This is a genomic window from Commensalibacter communis (genome assembly GCF_947179105.1).
Lineage (GTDB): Bacteria > Pseudomonadota > Alphaproteobacteria > Acetobacterales > Acetobacteraceae > Commensalibacter > Commensalibacter communis.
This window is the reverse complement of sequence record NZ_CAMXCK010000001.1, coordinates 943,968-959,362: the sequence shown is the minus strand read 5'-3', so window position 1 is coordinate 959,362 and position 15,395 is coordinate 943,968. Positions and strand designations below refer to the sequence as shown.

The following is a 15,395-nucleotide window of genomic DNA, read 5'->3' as shown; positions in this document are numbered from 1 at the left end:
TCTGATAAAGAACGCAAGTCTTTTTTATAAAAAAAATTCATTTTTTATTAATTTTTATTCTTAATCAACGGCGGGGCAAAAGCTGGGGCTGAATCCCAAGGAAATAAAATCCAAGTATCCTGTTGAACTTCCATAATAAAATCATCGGCACAGGGTTTTCCTGCTGGTTTTGCGTATAAACAAACAAAATAAGCTTTGGGTAGTAATTTACGAATGGCTTTTGCAGTGATGCCCGAATCAACTAAATCATCGACGATCAAGAATCCCTCACCATCACCTGCAACAGTTGGTTGTTTGATAATTTTAAGCTCACCTTGTTCTTCTTCGTCATAACTTATGATCGAAACAGTTTCAATTAATCGACATTCCAGTTCTCTGGCAATGATTGCAGCGGGAACCATTCCACCTCTGGTAACGGCGACAATTCCTTTGAATTTTTTATGGCTGAGGCGTTCACAAAGCGTGCGAGCATCTCGGTGCAGTTGATCCCATGAAATGGTCATGTAATGTGTTGTCATAAAAATAAAGAACCTCCGTTAGGGATGCAATGATCGGGTTGAATAGGGATGTAATATCCGTGGATATCAGGCATACAAAGCAATATCGTCTTTAGCGTTTTGATATTTTTCTTAAATTCTGGAAAATTAATGATGGCACACACATGCTGTTCCAAAAGTGATTCTGCATGAATATGTGGTGCAGTATGTAGTATACAATTACGAATACCTATGATTGAACCAAAATTAACCTTTAATATATAATGTCCAGGTGAAGAAACGATGACCGCTTGGATAATCGTTCCTGCACGTATATCAAAAGAAAAAGAAGAGGAAACTGTTGCCATTGTAAATTTATATAAATTAGTTGGAGAAAAAATATAACCTATTAAAATTTAAAATAGAAATAAAGGTAAAATATCAATTTTAATAAATTAATCAGTTGGTTTAGCTAGTTTACTAAATTATATTGGTTAAGATATATAGGTGCTGGCATTGCTATTGATATTGATATTGAACGATAAAAAATCTCTTTAAAACATAGGTAAATGACGTTATCGAACATTTACCTAGAAATAGTAATGTATTTCAAATAAGAGTTGATATTGTTGAATAAATGAGTCTTAGAAATTATAAGTTAATCCAAGCATAATATCCTGTGTAACAACTTTTATTTTTGACTTTTCATAACCTCTAAAAAAATATACGGATGGGGCTTGTTTCCAAGTTGTAAGAGATGACTTACCAGCTCCTAAATATCGATAACTGATATCTAAATCAAAATTGTTGTTGATTTTATATCGAACACCAGCTCCGGCATTCCAAGCAAAATTATTAGTTCTATGAGATGCTTTGATATTGTTTTTATAATATCCTGTAATTCGATTTGCAGAATCATAATCTGTATATAAAACACTTGGTTTCGAAGTATGTTCAAGTGATGCCAAGCCAACACCGGCCATAATATATGGTGTAAAAGCTGATTTGTTTTTAAAATCATAAAAAGTATTAACCATAAAAGTGTTTAACTGCACCTTATTGTTGATTCTATTTTCATAATCTGTTTTTCCTTCTAACCAAGGATAATGAAGCAACTGACGATCTCGTAGGTAATTCGAGCTATCGCTCATACGAGCCATTACATCAATTTCAGCTCTAATAGGAATGTTAAAATGATTATCAAAATTATAACCAACGGCAATACCCCCACCCAGTCTAGCATTTGTGTGTGTACCACCAAGGTAGCCATAATTATTTTGATAATAGATCGTATCTGTATCATAATTATAATTTTGATAACGTTCTAAATATTTTTGTTGTTTTTGTTGTAGTACTGATGCACCAACTTTACCAGTAATATAAAAACCACTTTTGGGATTAGTTGTTTCACCAAAGCTGTTTTGAATAAAGAGAAAAGGAAAAGATGAAACACAAAAGAGATAGAAATTAATTTTCATGATATAATTCCAATTGATAAATTAAATCGTTTCTTACCTTGTTTTCTTAGAAAATATAGTCATTTATTCATAATTTATTATAATTTTGATTAATAAATAAAATTGACAGCATCAAAACTAGATTAAATATTTGATAAAATAGATAATGTCTAAAATTATCGTTATAGTGTTTTTTAAAAAAGTAACTGTGAACAAGAGTTGCTTGGCAAGGAATAGAGAATGAATTAAAGTGATAACAATTTTGTATTATTCATATTGGGAATATAATGGCGCTTTACCTTCTTGGAAAAACAGTTTTTAATTCGTCAGAGGAAATAGGTTTTAATGATCGTTCCATTTATGAGTATTATGAACAAATTTCACAGATTTTACGAACAAATTGTCCAAAAATTTGTTTGGCTGAGCCAACAGTTACTGTTAGCAAAGATCCTAAACAATCTTTTATAAGTTGGTATATCGATACTAAAACCGAGCCTCAACTCCCTTCCGAGGCTGAACAAGATTATATAAATCAACAAATATCAGAAGCTGTGTCCAGCTTATCCCAGGCCTATTCCCAAGATAGTAAAGAAAGTAAATTATTAAAAGCTGCTCTTCATCTACAAGATAAACAAGATATTTTGATTGCAGATGATAAAATTATTTTAAAAAATTGGGGAATACAATCCTTAGCCAATACTCAGGGGTCAGGTTTATCTTTATTTCCTTTAACTCCATTTCAAGACAAGAATGCTGATACAGAATCTACATCATCTTTGAACGATGTTCCTGATGATTCTATTGTGCCAAAAGAAGCTGCTTCGGATATCAAACATAACTTGAATAATTCAAAGAAGTTTGTTGGACTTAAAGGGGGACTTCCATTATTTATAACTCGATTAGTAGCAGCGATTTTATTTTTTATCATTGGGTTTCTGCTTGGATGGCGCATCTTATATGCAGAGCGTCCTACAAAAATTGCCAAAGTCCCTGTGATTGAAGCGCAAGAACTTGTTCGTAAAAAACCCGAAATAGAACAGAAAAATAAAGCCTTAGAGGATGAAATCAAAAAGTTAGAGGAACAGTTAAAAACGCCTCCTTGTGATTTGGATAAAAGCAGGGCTGCACCTGAATTGAACAAAAGCCTAGATCATTCATCCGCACCGATGAAATCTAATGGTCAAAATTTCCAAGGTAGTTTGCCAGAATTACTGGAAAAAAGCACAGTCTTTATTTTAGTGAAAGGTCAAGATGAAGATGGAGATCAAACTATTTCTTCGGGAAGTGGTTTTTTCATAACGCCTGATTTAATCGTGACCAATCGACATGTTGTTGAAAATGCTGAAAATAATACGGTTTTAGTCACCAACAAAGCCTTGGGGCAATTAAAGGCGGCACATATTGTTTCGACGAGTGATCATTCTGAAGATGTGAATTCATTTGATCTTGCTGTTTTGAAAATAGAAGATGCCCCACCTCAACAACCTTTGGTTTTTTCATTAGAGGCACAGCCTTTACAAACGGTTGTCGCTGCTGGATATCCTGGGATTATTATTCGACAAGATGGTGCTTTGAAAAAACTGGCTCAGGGGGATGTAAATGCTATTCCTGGGGTTGTGTTGACCAAAGGGGAAGTTAACGCCATTCAAGAAAATGCCAAAGGCGAGAAAGTCATTCCTCATAGTGCTATGGTTTCTCCTGGAAATTCAGGAGGCGAGTTAGTTGATCTATGTGGACGTGTGGTTGGGGTCAATACGTTTGTAACGATGGATAGTAAAACATCTTCTCACAGTAATTATGCCCAAAAATCTGATTCGATTATCAGGGCATTACAAGCTGCTAATATTCCCATTCAAGTACAGTCAGGGGCTTGTAAAGACGGTGTTGTTTCTGGAAAGAATAACTCCGAAAAACAACCTGAAACCCCAAATAAACAGGATAAGCAGGAAAATACGCCTTCGACACCTTCAAAAGCAGAGCCTTCTAAACCTAAAGAGGAAGTAAAGTCCTCTACAACGCCAGAAAATAAATCCGACAAGCCCTCTACACCTCATGGAGATAAGCCATGAACTTACAATTTATTACAGGGAAACCTGTTACTACGACGAATTTTAACGCTGTTCAACCTCTAGGGGTTGGTGGGCAACTTGTTTTAGAACAATGGGAAGTATTGTTTCAAATTCTGAAACATGAAATTAGCCTTCAATGTGCAGGATTATTATTAGAACCCGTGATTGATCGACAAAGAGGGGAAGTGGATTGGTATTTACCAGCTGATTTAAATTCTTTGGCATATTCTGCTGGTTCAAGGGATGCTCTACTACAAAATGCTCATCGTTTAATTGCTCAAGCAAAGCAATTGGCACAAAGAATGGTTCAATCATCTGACGTTGTGCAACGACAAAAAGGTGCTATATTAGAACAAGCGCTTAGTTACCCTACGGATGAGTATATTATAGAGACACCTTATGGTCCAGCACTGGTTGCATGGGGGCATCAATCCAATGAAACCGATAAGAAAGCGGCATTCGTAACAGCAAAAGGCGATCAGCAAGGGTATAAATCTATGTCGATTTTACCCGCTCCAAATTTAGCCAATCATAATCGAGGGATTATTTCTTATTGGCCTTGGTTGTTTGCGGTTTTATTGCTGTTAATATTGACGTTTTTACCATGGTGGGAAGGGTTAATTCCCATGCAATATTGTCGTTATTATTGGCTTGGACCATTGATTTTGCTGTTGTTGTTAGTCCCTTTAATAGCAATGATGCTTAGAAATCGTTCTTTGTCTGTTAGAGGAAGATAATAATATGGTTGTCGTCTTAAGCAGGCAAACTAACGATCAATTAACGCCCTTATGTGACAGAGAAGTAGGGCTATATGATCGTTTGGTTCAAGAAATTTCAAGAGTTACTAGCCCTGAACATGCTGCGCTCTTTGCTCGTCCAGAACATAGCCATGATGCGGTTCGTTGGAGTGCCAAAGGGCAGGAATTTACGCCGTGGAATAAGTTAAATTCAACTCAACAAGAAAAACTATTACAAGCGACGCAGTCAATTTTATTGGATATCCGTAGTGAGATCCAAGATCATCCTAATATGATGATTGCTCAACATTTTGACCAATATCGACAAATTCCATCTCTAGATTATCTATATGCGGTGGATGGAAAGCCAGTTTTGACAGCTTGGGGATATTCAGGGGAAAAAGGCAGTTACGATCCTTTGGCATCAGTGCTTTCTTCTGTTCAACCAAACCAAAAAAATAGATGGTTAGTTTTTCCTTGGGTTACAGCTTTGACTGCTTTATCAGCAGGAATTTTAACGTCCTTATTATGGAATATGTATTATCATTCAGATAAAGTCTGTTATGCGACCTACCCATTAGCTAAAGATGTTGAAGATGCGCTTAAAGAACAAGATAATAATCAAGCTCTGAATAAAAAAAATGACCAGTTATTAAAGTCGCTAGAATTATTAAAAAAACAATGCAAAATTCCTCCTGTGCAGCCTTTGGAGCCCCAAGAAGTCCCAAAGTTAAATCCTTTGCCAGAAGATCCAAAAGTTCCAGATTTACCACCTGTTCCAGAAACAGAGCCGTTGCCCGATCAAAATACACCTAAAAAACAAGATATCCCTCAGCCAAAACCTGAGAAAAAGGCAGATTTACCGAAAGATGCTTGGGATAAAAAAGATAAATCAATGTTGAATGGATGTTGGCATTTGACAACTCATTTAGAGCTATATGAGCAACGATTATTCAGAATGTCCCATCAACCCGTCACAAATTGGACGTTATGTTTCAACTCAAGTGGTGGCGCTGGTCGACAAGTTCTTACTCGCAAAGATGGTGGCACTTGCACAGGGCCGTTAAATGTTCAATTCCAAGGTACTCAGTTGGTGTTAAATCAACCGACAGATTGTCAAGGTGCATTTCATTTGATTCCAGGGCGAAATGTTTGCACACGGATAAATGATAAAGAAGCAAACTGCACTTATATTGATGCAGAAGGTCATCGATCAACAGGTACATTTAAGCGTTAATTGATTTCCAATTAAAAATACAAAAAGGGTGAAGGTCTAAAAGAACTAAAGATGACATTAATTTTAACACATCACCCTTCGGATCAATTCACGCTTTTAAATCCAGAAATGGCTGGATTATATAAAACAATGATAGCTGAGATTTCTCAATTTATTAGTCCTCAACATGCACTACTTTTTGCTGAACCTAAAATGATAAACGAAATGCTTTATTGGTATGCAGAGGGTGAGGAAGTCGTCCCTTGGAGAGCATTATCTGAAGCTAAACAAAAAGAAGTTATTCAAGTTATTCAATCTATGTTGATTGATATTTCTAAAGTTGCGCATCTTTATCCGAATTTGTTGTTATATCGTTTTTTCCCACATTATGGATATTTCCCTTCATCAGAATATATTTATCTCGTCGATGGTCATCCTGTAATAACAGCTTGGGGATATTCAGGGGGCAATGGATTTTATAATCCTTTGATAAATGAACAATCAAATATATCGCGGGAAATACGACTGTTACTTTGGTCTAAATTCCCGTGGGTAACCGCTTTACTGGCGTTATTTACAGGCGTTTTAACTTCTTTATTATTGAGCATATATCACCATTCAGATAAAGTTTGTTATGCGACCTATCCAAAGATTCAAGAAGTAAAAGAGGCTTTGAATGGGCAAGACAAAAATCAAACATTAAATAAAAAACAAGATGAGTTATCAAAATCTTTGGTACTGTTAAAAAAACAATGTAGAATTCCGCCTGTTCGCCCTTTGGAACCACAACAAACGCCAAAATCAACCCCTTTGCCCAAAGAGGCTTGGGAGAAAAAAGATAAGTCAATGTTAAATGGGTGTTGGCATTTAACAACACCATTGAAATTAGTTGCTAGAGGCACAGATAAATGGACACCCATAAAGATTTGGCAAGTATGTTTTGATAATTCAGGTGGGGGCAATCAAATCATTACAACAATGGATGATATAACATGCCAAGGTCCTCTTTCTGCATCTTTTCAAGGTGATAAGTTGGTTATCAAACAGCCAGAAAATTGTAAGGGCGGTTTTAATTTGGTTCGAGGAACACAGATTTGTACAAGATCAAACGATAAAGAGGCAACATGTCTGTATAAAGATAATGATGTGCGTGATGGTAAAGGTGTCATTGGAATTTTCAAACGATAAATTAAATGGTATTTGGATGATGTTAAAAAAAATAATATTGGCGACGGGTATTTTTATGGGATCAGTCACTGTTCATGCAACAGAGCCTGTATATCAATTAGATGGAAAAGAAGGAAATTGGTCTGCGTTTCACTATGCTGACGAACAAACTAAAAAAAGCACGGCGTGTTTTGCACTTTCGAATGATTTGGTATTGGGATTTAAAAGTAATCATGAAGGCGTAGGGTTGTTACTTTGGAATAAACAAGGAACCTTAGTCCCCAAAACAAAATCTAAAGCAGCGATTACAGTGGGTAAGCAACATTTTATTTTTACCATGCAAGCCATGGATAAAAATATGTCCATGAATAGATTAAGTGAAACTGATTTTAAACGTTTGTTGCAGACCTTATCTTATGGTCAAATTGCATTTTTAGAATATCAAAAAGCACCCGTTTCAATGGTTGATTTATCAGGATTACCCAACATGCTGGCAAAGTTTCATCAATGTGTAGAGAAAGCTCAATTTAAAGATTATCAATGAAATTATATGGGTTCATATAAAGTACTTAATTTTTAAAGAGCTTATTTAATATTTGGCGATTACTCTTGACCTTGTGTTGCCTTAGCTTTTTCTAAAGCAGCTTTAGCTCTGGCAATGATATCGGCTTTTTTTTCTGGGGTTAATTTTTCAGGAGTTAGAGGTGTTCTTTGTTTTTTCATCGACGCGTCGAACTCTGTTAGCATTTTTTTATGATATGCGTGCAGCTCTTTTGGTGTCATTTTCGCCATCGCATCAATTCTTGCTAGATTTTCCTGCTTGTTTTCTTCAAGTATTTTTTTCCATTTTGGAGTAGATGCTTGTTTAATCTCTTGATCTGCTCTTGCAGCAATTATTTTTTTGATATTGGCAAATTCTTTTTGTTGTTCAATTTTTGTCAATTTTTCAAACGCAGCCATCTTTTTGGCTATCTCTTCACGCGAAGGCTGCTGTGCATATACAAAGGATATAGACGTGCTGGCGATTAATAAGCCAACACATGCGCCAAAGCATAGTAAGATTTTTTTGAAAACTAGATTCATTATTATTGTATCCCCAATAAGATTAAGGGCAGAATTTAATAATGGTTTATGTGGAAAAAGGCCTTATAAATAATAAAGCCTTTTAAGTTAAAGATTATTTTGAACCTTGCGTTGCTTTGTATTTTTCCAAAGCAGCTCTTTGTTCAGGTGTTAATTGTTTTAATTGTTCGGGTGTTAGTTTGTTAATTTGTTGGTTAACATTTTCTTGGGCTTTTGCAACTAATGCTTTGCGTTCTTCAGGGGTCATTTTGGCCATTGCATCGACTTGTTCTAAAGCTTTGGTTTTGGCAGCCTCAAGTTGTTGTTTTTGTTCAGGAGTAGATGCTTGTTTAATCATTTGATCCATGCGAGCTTCGATCATTTTTTTAGATTGAATAAGCTGTTCTTTTTGTTGTTCTGGTGTTAATTTATCAAAAGCAGCCATTGCACTGGCCATGTTTCCACCAACTGGTTGGGCATGCACGTGTGATGCAGACATACCAGCAGTTAACAAACCAGCGCATACACCTAATGATAGAATCAATTTTCTAGTGATCATTTTCATAATATTTTGTGTCTCCATAAATAAATTTGACACTTCGAGAATATATTATCCAAATAATTATGCAAGTTTTTATAGTGTATTAATGCATCTTGTTAGAAATGTAAGTTCAAAATCCACCTTCTGATTTGAAATAATCAGAGACAGAAGGTGTTAAAATAATTAATTTTATTTTACTTCTTTAACCCAGTTATGTGTATCTGGTGCATTGCCATATTGAATATCAACAAGCATTTTGTGGATTTCTTGGGTTAATTTGCCAGGATTTCCATCGTGAATTTGGTATTCACCGTCTTTGTTTTTAACGAACCCAATTGGGGTAACAACTGCTGCAGTCCCACAGGCAAATACTTCACGGATTTTGCCACTTTGAATATCTTTGATCCATTGTTCAGCAGAATAACGATCTTCACGAACCGTTAAACCTTTTTCTTTTGCAAGCGTGATAATGGAATTACGTGTTACACCAGGTAAAATCGTGCCACTTAAAGGAGGGGTCAATAATGAACCGTCATCCATAACAAAGAAAATGTTCATTCCGCCCATTTCTTCGATCCATTTATGCTCGGCAGCATCTAAGAAAACAAGTTGATCGCAGCCATTCTTAGTCGCTTCTTGTTGTGCAAGTAAGCTTGCCGCATAGTTCCCACCGCATTTTGCTTCACCTGTTCCGCCAGATGCAGCACGTGTATAAAATTCTGAAATCCATACGGTTACAGGTTTTGCACCTTTGGAGAAATAAGAACCTGCAGGGGAGGCAATTAACATAAATAAATAATCAGGGGAAGCTTTTACGCCAAGATACGGTGTGCTGGCGATCATAAAGGGGCGTAAATATAAAGTACCCACAGACTGATCTGGGATCCAATTTTGTTCCATTTTAACAAATTCATGAATGGCTTGTAAAAAATACGCTTCTGGTAAAGGGGCCATCGCCATACGTTTAGCTGAATTAATAAAGCGTTGTGCATTGGCTTCTGGACGAAACAATAAAATACGTCCATCTTTTGCTTTATAAGCTTTTAACCCTTCGAAAATTTCTTGTGCATAATGAAAAACACAAACAGCGGGGTCTAGGCTAATATTTCCATAGGGCTTGATATGTGCATCATGCCAGCCTTTTTCTTCGCTATAACGAATAAGCAGCATGTGGTCTGTAAAGACTTTTCCGAAACCAGGATCTTGTAAAATAGATTGTCTTTGTGCTTCTGATGCAGGAGATGGATTTTTTTCAACTATAATAGAAAGGCTTTTTTCAGAGCTCATTTTCTTATCTTTCTTTAAGTAACTGGTTTATGTAATTTTATTACAAAATATAGAATAACAAAATTCTTTTACATGCAATAGCTTTTAAAAATTTTATTTGTTACTATGGTCACTAGACAAACATATTTTATTCAAAATAGCAATTTTATATATAAAAATATAACGCACTTGAATGTGATTTTATTGTATATAGGATTAACGGCTAGAATAGGTTAATTTATATAGTGAGCAATTTAAAAGGTTACCGTTCATCAAAAGAAAATAAATATATCATTCAATTTTCTGAATTATAACCCTAATAAATCACGATAAATACTAGATAAAACGCGAAAGAAATTATTATGAATTTAAAAAAACCATCCTTATTTCGTCAACAATGTTATATTAATGGACAATGGCTAGATGCAGATAGTGGTCAAACGATTAATGTAACAAATCCTGCGACAAATGATGTGATTGGTACTGTGCCTAAAATGGGTACAGATGAAACTCGTAGAGCAATCGAAGCGGCAGAAAAAGCACAAATTCAATGGCGTAAAAAGACAGCCAAGGAACGTTCTGTCATTTTGCGTGGTTGGTATGATCTGGTGATGAAAAACCAAGAAGACCTTGCTTTGCTATTGACATTGGAACAAGGTAAGCCTTTGGCAGAAGCTAAAGGAGAGATTGCTTACGGTGCGTCTTATCTTGAATGGTTTGCTGAAGAAGCCAAACGTGTTTATGGTGATGTACTTCCTGGTCATATGGGTGATAAACGAGTGATCGTTTTAAAACAACCTATTGGTGTGACTGCTGCAATTACGCCGTGGAACTTCCCCAATGCGATGATTACCCGCAAAGCAGGTGCTGCATTGGCAGTAGGTTGTACAATGGTATTAAAACCCGCAACCGCAACCCCATATTCCGCTTTTGCATTAGCTGTTTTGGCTGAAGAAGCTGGTGTGCCAGCAGGGGTTTTGAATATTATCACAGGTGCCGCCAAAGCGATTGGTGATGAGCTTTGTGAAAATCCAATTGTCCGTAAATTGACCTTCACAGGTTCTACTGAAATTGGTGCAGAGCTGATGAGAAACTGTGCTTCAACGGTAAAGAAAACATCAATGGAATTGGGTGGCAATGCACCTTTTATTGTGTTTGATGATGCTGATCTGGATGCTGCTGTCGAAGGCGCAATGATTTCTAAATATAGAAATGCTGGACAAACATGCGTTTGTGCTAATCGTCTCTATGTTCAAAAAGGGGTTTATGATGCCTTTGTTGAAAAATTAAAAGTTGCTGTGGGTAAATTAAAAATTGGTAACGGAACCGAAGCAGGCGTTACAATCGGGCCAATGATTGATGCCAAAGCGGTGGCAAAAGTTCAAGAACATATTGAAGACGCTGTTTCAAAAGGTGCAAAAATTGCTGCTGGTGGTAAAGCTTTGGGCGGTAATTTCTTTGAACCTACTATTCTTGCGAATGTTCCAGCAAGTGCAGCTGTATCAAAAGAAGAAACATTTGGACCTTTGGCACCTGTGTTCTGTTTTGAAACAGATGAAGAAGTGGTCCGTTTAGCAAACGATACTGAATTTGGTTTAGCCTCATATCTTTATGCAAATGATATGTCTCGAATTATCAAAGTTTCAGAAGAACTAGAGTATGGAATGGTTGGTATTAACACCGGCTTGATTTCAAATGAAATGGCACCTTTTGGTGGCGTTAAAGCTTCTGGTTTAGGTCGCGAAGGCTCTAAATACGGGATGGATGATTATCTTGAAATTAAATATTTGTGTGTAAGCATTAATCAATAAATTAAAGAAAAAGGCTATTTAGATTTTTTCTAAATAGCCTTTCAGAGTGTTAATAGTTTAACCGCCTAATGTTTTTTCAGCCATCGCAATGGCTGCTTCTTTTGTTTCTGCAACGGCTATGAATAAGCCTTTGTGAACGAATTTAGATCCAGGTATACCTGTTTCTGCGGTTAATGCTTCACCTTCAAGTCCACCCCAGCTGGCTGGAAATAGTTTGCGGCGATCATTTCCATGCATACGAATAGGCACTGTTCCGATCCGCCATTCATTTTCAGCAGGATAGATGACTAATTGAGTTCCCCATGCGTTCGCAAAAATTGGATAAATATGAGGCATCCAACGAGGAAGCATTAAAATACGTTTATCGGGACTTTCTTTATAAGCCTCTTCAGTACATCCAATCGCTCTGAGGCGAGCAAACTCAATATTTAATTGATAGATCAATACTGTGCGAACAATTTTTGATGCTTCAAAAAAGCGTTCTAACTGAGTTGATGAATCATCTGTGTCCCATGGTGGGTTAAAGACATTAATAATAGAAGAGAAATTCAATCCATTTTCAGGGTGCATTTTTCCATTATCGATAGCATCAATCGGAATAACAAGCGCTTTTTCGATAACGTTATGTGCTATTTTGCGTGATTTATCATCAAGGTCAGGAGCAAGCTTTTGTATCACATCCAATCCAAATGCACGCCATATTAATCCAGCAGAGCTGTAAGGAATGGTGCCTTCGATCCCTTTCGGTGTTTGTTTAATATCTCGTTCTGGTGCGCCAATTTGATGATGATCAAAACGGCGTTTACCATCGAAAATACCACCCACATCAAAAACAATATCGGCTTTTTCAATGATGTCGGTATCCCGAGTTCTTTCGACTTTAAAAGGCCGATTATCAAGGTCTAACGCGATGGCTAAGGTCGTAAAGGCAAATACGTCATCAATATGGAAACGACCGTTATGGGTAACAATTAAAAGTTCTTTGTTACGATCCATCAGTCCTTCTGTTAACGAATCAGAAAGGGTTATCATTGCGTCAGGCATAGTTGCTCCTGTTTGAGATTATAGTATTAGTAAGATATAAATAGGCATCATAAAGAAAAAAGAAAAGGGATGCGAGACTAAATTGATTTTTTATTGATGCTTTAGTTCTTCTTCCAAATCATGCAAAGTGCTTTGCAAATGTTCTTTGGTGAGTTTTCTTAATAATTTAGTATCTTTTTCCAACCACGCTTCAAATAATTCCCGATGCGCTTGAATAGCGTGTTTTTCTCGTCCATAGGGTTCAATATGCAATCGTACATATCGTTCAGCCAAAATACTGATCTGGTTAATAATGTGATAGGTGATTTGTCCCATACTGGGGGACATCAAGGCAATATGGAATTTGCGATTATATCGAACATGTTCTGGATTGCCCACTTGGCTTTGCACCGCTTCTAATTCCAGCAAAGCCTGCTTGGCATCTTCTTGGTCTTTTTTGGTCGCTGCGAGAGAACCTTCAACAGTGGCATCAGGTTCAAGTTTCAATCGTAATAGGAAAACTTCTCTTGCCTCAGCGGCACTAATCGGACGAACAAAAAAACCCTTATTAGGGCTAGATTGTACCAACCCATCATGTTCTAGTTTTGCCAAAGCTTCGCGTAGGGGAATTTTGCTGACCCCTAATTGGGCGGCAATGATATCTTGACGAATTGGGGATAGAGGTGCTAATTCTCCAATAAGGATATTTCTTCTGACAAAATTATAAACTTGATCTGCAATAGATTGCACGATTATGGTTGGTTTATGTGATGAAATATCCGCGCGAGGGACTTGCATTTAAACAGTAAAATCCAATTTAAAATAATATATTGTATACAATATACATTAAGTCCGTTCCTAAAGCAAATTGTACAATGAGATAGAGAATGTATTGTATAAAGTGAATCCTTACAAATCTTCACTTTATACTCATTATAAAATAAATTTAAACTCGTGCTTCAACCAACTCTTTTTCTGGGTACTTATTTATGATTAACGAATGATCCTCTAATTGATGAGTGACGGGGCTCAAGCCAGTATTCACCCCGATAAAGTATGAAATTAATGCCACAATTGTGACCGCGATCAATCCTTCGGCATGAGGCAATAATTCCCATCCACCAAAATCTCCCATGGCAGAAACCATTATAATCCCCGAGTAATAGATCATCAACCAAGCACCTGATTTCAAATTCGTATAGATTGTTCGATCTTTTGCAATCATTTTAGAAATGACATAAACACATCCTAATAGGATCTGAGAACCCAACAACCAAGAAACGGTTTGCCAACCTGACCAATATACAATTAATGATGCAATCACAAAAGCAATTGGGGATAAAATTCCCATTCCTTTTAGGTAAAAAGGACGTTCGATTTGTGCAGAAGTTTTACGCAATGATGCAGCGGAAATGGGAGCAAGCGCATAGCTGAGCATTAATGCAGAAGACACAACCCCAATCAGCGCTTTCCAAGATGGAAAGGGCAAAGTCCAAAATATAGATAAAGCAAATGTTAACCATAATGCTGGTGTTGGAACCCCAGATTTTTCATCAACATGAGCGAATTTACTGAAAAAAGACCCATCTTTTGCCCATGCAAAAATAACTCTGGAGGTTGTATTCATATAAATATTGCCAGTGCCGCTTGGTGAGATAATCGCGTCAACAACTACCAATTTAGCCAACCAGCCGATCCCTAAGATCAAAGCAATATCGTGGAATGGTAATACAAAAGAACTGCTAATTGATCCCCATCCATGATTAATATAACTGCTTGGGATACTGCCGATGAAAGACGCTTGAAGCAAAACATAAATAATCGTAGATAAAACGATACAGCCTACTAAAGCATAGGGAATGCTACGTTGTGGATTTTTCACTTCAGCAGCAGCAGCGACAATGGGCGTTAATCCAAGATAAGCAAAAATAACACCACCCGTTGAAATTGCCTCTTCTATTCCTTTGCTGCCAAAAGGTGCAAATCCAGCGCTGGTAAAATTGGCAGAGCTAGAGAAATAGAGCAAGCAAACAATAATCAAAGTGGGAACGATGAATTTAAATACACTGAGGACATTATTTACTTTGGCAAAAGTTTTTACGCCCACCAAATTCAAATAAAACATGCCTGCCAGTAATACAGCTTGAATGATCCAGCCAATCAACGTGGCATCGCCAGCACTATTAGCACTTAAAAATGGAAACCATGCAGACGCATATTGTCGCGCAGCAATCGCTTCGATTGAAATTAAGCTGGAATATGCAATGATCGTAATTAATCCCGTTAAAAATCCAACAACGGATCCATGTGAATAAGCAGGATAGCTTACAACACCGCCAGCATGGGGTAGAGCTGCACCAAGTTCACAAAAAATAAACCCAAGTAGCAAAACCGCAAACCCTCCAATGACCCAAGATAAGATGCCAGCAGGGCCAGCAATCGTGGAGACATGGGATGCGGCTAATAACCATCCAGAGCCGAAAATAGATCCCAACCCAATCATCATAAGGTCAAGTAGCGATAGTGATTTTTTAAAATGTTTAGAATGCTTATTCATATGGCATTTCCTT

15 protein-coding genes are annotated in these 15,395 nt (G+C 36.8%); 6 read left to right on the top strand and 9 right to left on the bottom strand.

Annotated elements, in window-relative coordinates; translation table 11 throughout:
* Window positions 1-47: 47 nt before the first annotated feature.
* The 3 genes from gpt to PQG52_RS04455 form a co-directional block, all read right to left on the bottom strand.
* Window positions 48-518: a xanthine phosphoribosyltransferase gene (gene gpt, locus PQG52_RS04465; protein ID WP_271788654.1), complete on the bottom strand. Its 471-nt coding sequence runs from the start codon at window positions 516-518 to the stop codon at window positions 48-50.
* A complete protein-coding gene (locus PQG52_RS04460) occupies window positions 515-844 on the bottom strand; it encodes a hypothetical protein (protein WP_271788655.1) in 330 nt (109 codons plus the stop codon). Before PQG52_RS04460 ends, gpt begins: the two co-directional genes overlap by 4 nt.
* A 276-nt stretch (window positions 845-1,120) precedes the next feature.
* Window positions 1,121-1,954 (bottom strand): outer membrane protein, encoded by an 834-nt coding sequence (locus PQG52_RS04455; protein ID WP_271828126.1) that lies wholly within the window; start codon window positions 1,952-1,954, stop codon window positions 1,121-1,123.
* A gap of 266 nt (window positions 1,955-2,220) precedes the next feature.
* Here PQG52_RS04455 and PQG52_RS04450 point away from each other — a divergent pair, with 266 nt between their 5' ends.
* From PQG52_RS04450 to PQG52_RS04430, 5 genes are read left to right on the top strand one after another with little or no spacing between them, the layout of a single operon-like run.
* Window positions 2,221-4,002 (top strand): trypsin-like peptidase domain-containing protein, encoded by a 1,782-nt coding sequence (locus PQG52_RS04450; protein ID WP_271828124.1) that lies wholly within the window; start codon window positions 2,221-2,223, stop codon window positions 4,000-4,002.
* Window positions 3,999-4,739: a hypothetical protein gene (locus tag PQG52_RS04445; protein WP_271828123.1), complete on the top strand. Its 741-nt coding sequence runs from the start codon at window positions 3,999-4,001 to the stop codon at window positions 4,737-4,739. The genes PQG52_RS04450 and PQG52_RS04445 overlap by 4 nt, the downstream gene beginning before the upstream one ends.
* 4 nt (window positions 4,740-4,743) lie before the next feature.
* Window positions 4,744-5,976 (top strand): hypothetical protein, encoded by a 1,233-nt coding sequence (locus tag PQG52_RS04440; RefSeq protein ID WP_271828122.1) that lies wholly within the window; start codon window positions 4,744-4,746, stop codon window positions 5,974-5,976.
* A gap of 51 nt (window positions 5,977-6,027) precedes the next feature.
* A complete protein-coding gene (locus PQG52_RS04435) occupies window positions 6,028-7,143 on the top strand; it encodes a hypothetical protein (protein WP_271828121.1) in 1,116 nt (371 codons plus the stop codon).
* Complete coding sequence (locus tag PQG52_RS04430; protein ID WP_271828120.1) at window positions 7,124-7,666, top strand: hypothetical protein; 543 nt, start codon at window positions 7,124-7,126, stop codon at window positions 7,664-7,666. Before PQG52_RS04435 ends, PQG52_RS04430 begins: the two co-directional genes overlap by 20 nt.
* 59 nt (window positions 7,667-7,725) lie before the next feature.
* Here PQG52_RS04430 and PQG52_RS04425 read toward each other — a convergent pair whose 3' ends face one another.
* The 3 genes from PQG52_RS04425 to PQG52_RS04415 form a co-directional block, all read right to left on the bottom strand.
* A complete protein-coding gene (locus PQG52_RS04425; RefSeq protein ID WP_271828118.1) occupies window positions 7,726-8,205 on the bottom strand; it encodes a DUF2059 domain-containing protein in 480 nt (159 codons plus the stop codon).
* Between the two features lie 94 nt (window positions 8,206-8,299).
* Window positions 8,300-8,749 (bottom strand): hypothetical protein, encoded by a 450-nt coding sequence (locus PQG52_RS04420; RefSeq protein ID WP_271801296.1) that lies wholly within the window; start codon window positions 8,747-8,749, stop codon window positions 8,300-8,302.
* 165 nt (window positions 8,750-8,914) lie between these two features.
* The gene (locus tag PQG52_RS04415) at window positions 8,915-10,012 is read right to left on the bottom strand and encodes a branched-chain amino acid aminotransferase (RefSeq protein ID WP_271828116.1); all 1,098 of its coding nucleotides are present in this window, start codon (window positions 10,010-10,012) and stop codon (window positions 8,915-8,917) included.
* Window positions 10,013-10,353: 341 nt separating this feature from the next.
* On the opposite strand from PQG52_RS04415, the gene gabD reads away from it, so the two are divergent.
* Window positions 10,354-11,802: an NADP-dependent succinate-semialdehyde dehydrogenase gene (gene gabD / locus PQG52_RS04410; protein ID WP_271828114.1), complete on the top strand. Its 1,449-nt coding sequence runs from the start codon at window positions 10,354-10,356 to the stop codon at window positions 11,800-11,802.
* Window positions 11,803-11,859: 57 nt separating this feature from the next.
* Here gabD and PQG52_RS04405 read toward each other — a convergent pair whose 3' ends face one another.
* From PQG52_RS04405 to PQG52_RS04395, 3 genes are all read right to left on the bottom strand, one after another.
* Entirely contained in the window at window positions 11,860-12,846 is a 987-nt protein-coding gene (locus PQG52_RS04405) for an MYG1 family protein (RefSeq protein WP_271788666.1), read from the bottom strand.
* A 90-nt stretch (window positions 12,847-12,936) separates the two neighbouring features.
* The gene (locus PQG52_RS04400; RefSeq protein WP_271828112.1) at window positions 12,937-13,623 is read right to left on the bottom strand and encodes a GntR family transcriptional regulator; all 687 of its coding nucleotides are present in this window, start codon (window positions 13,621-13,623) and stop codon (window positions 12,937-12,939) included.
* A 148-nt stretch (window positions 13,624-13,771) separates the two neighbouring features.
* Window positions 13,772-15,382 (bottom strand): APC family permease, encoded by a 1,611-nt coding sequence (locus PQG52_RS04395; protein WP_271828111.1) that lies wholly within the window; start codon window positions 15,380-15,382, stop codon window positions 13,772-13,774.
* Between the last annotated feature and the right edge of the window lie 13 nt (window positions 15,383-15,395).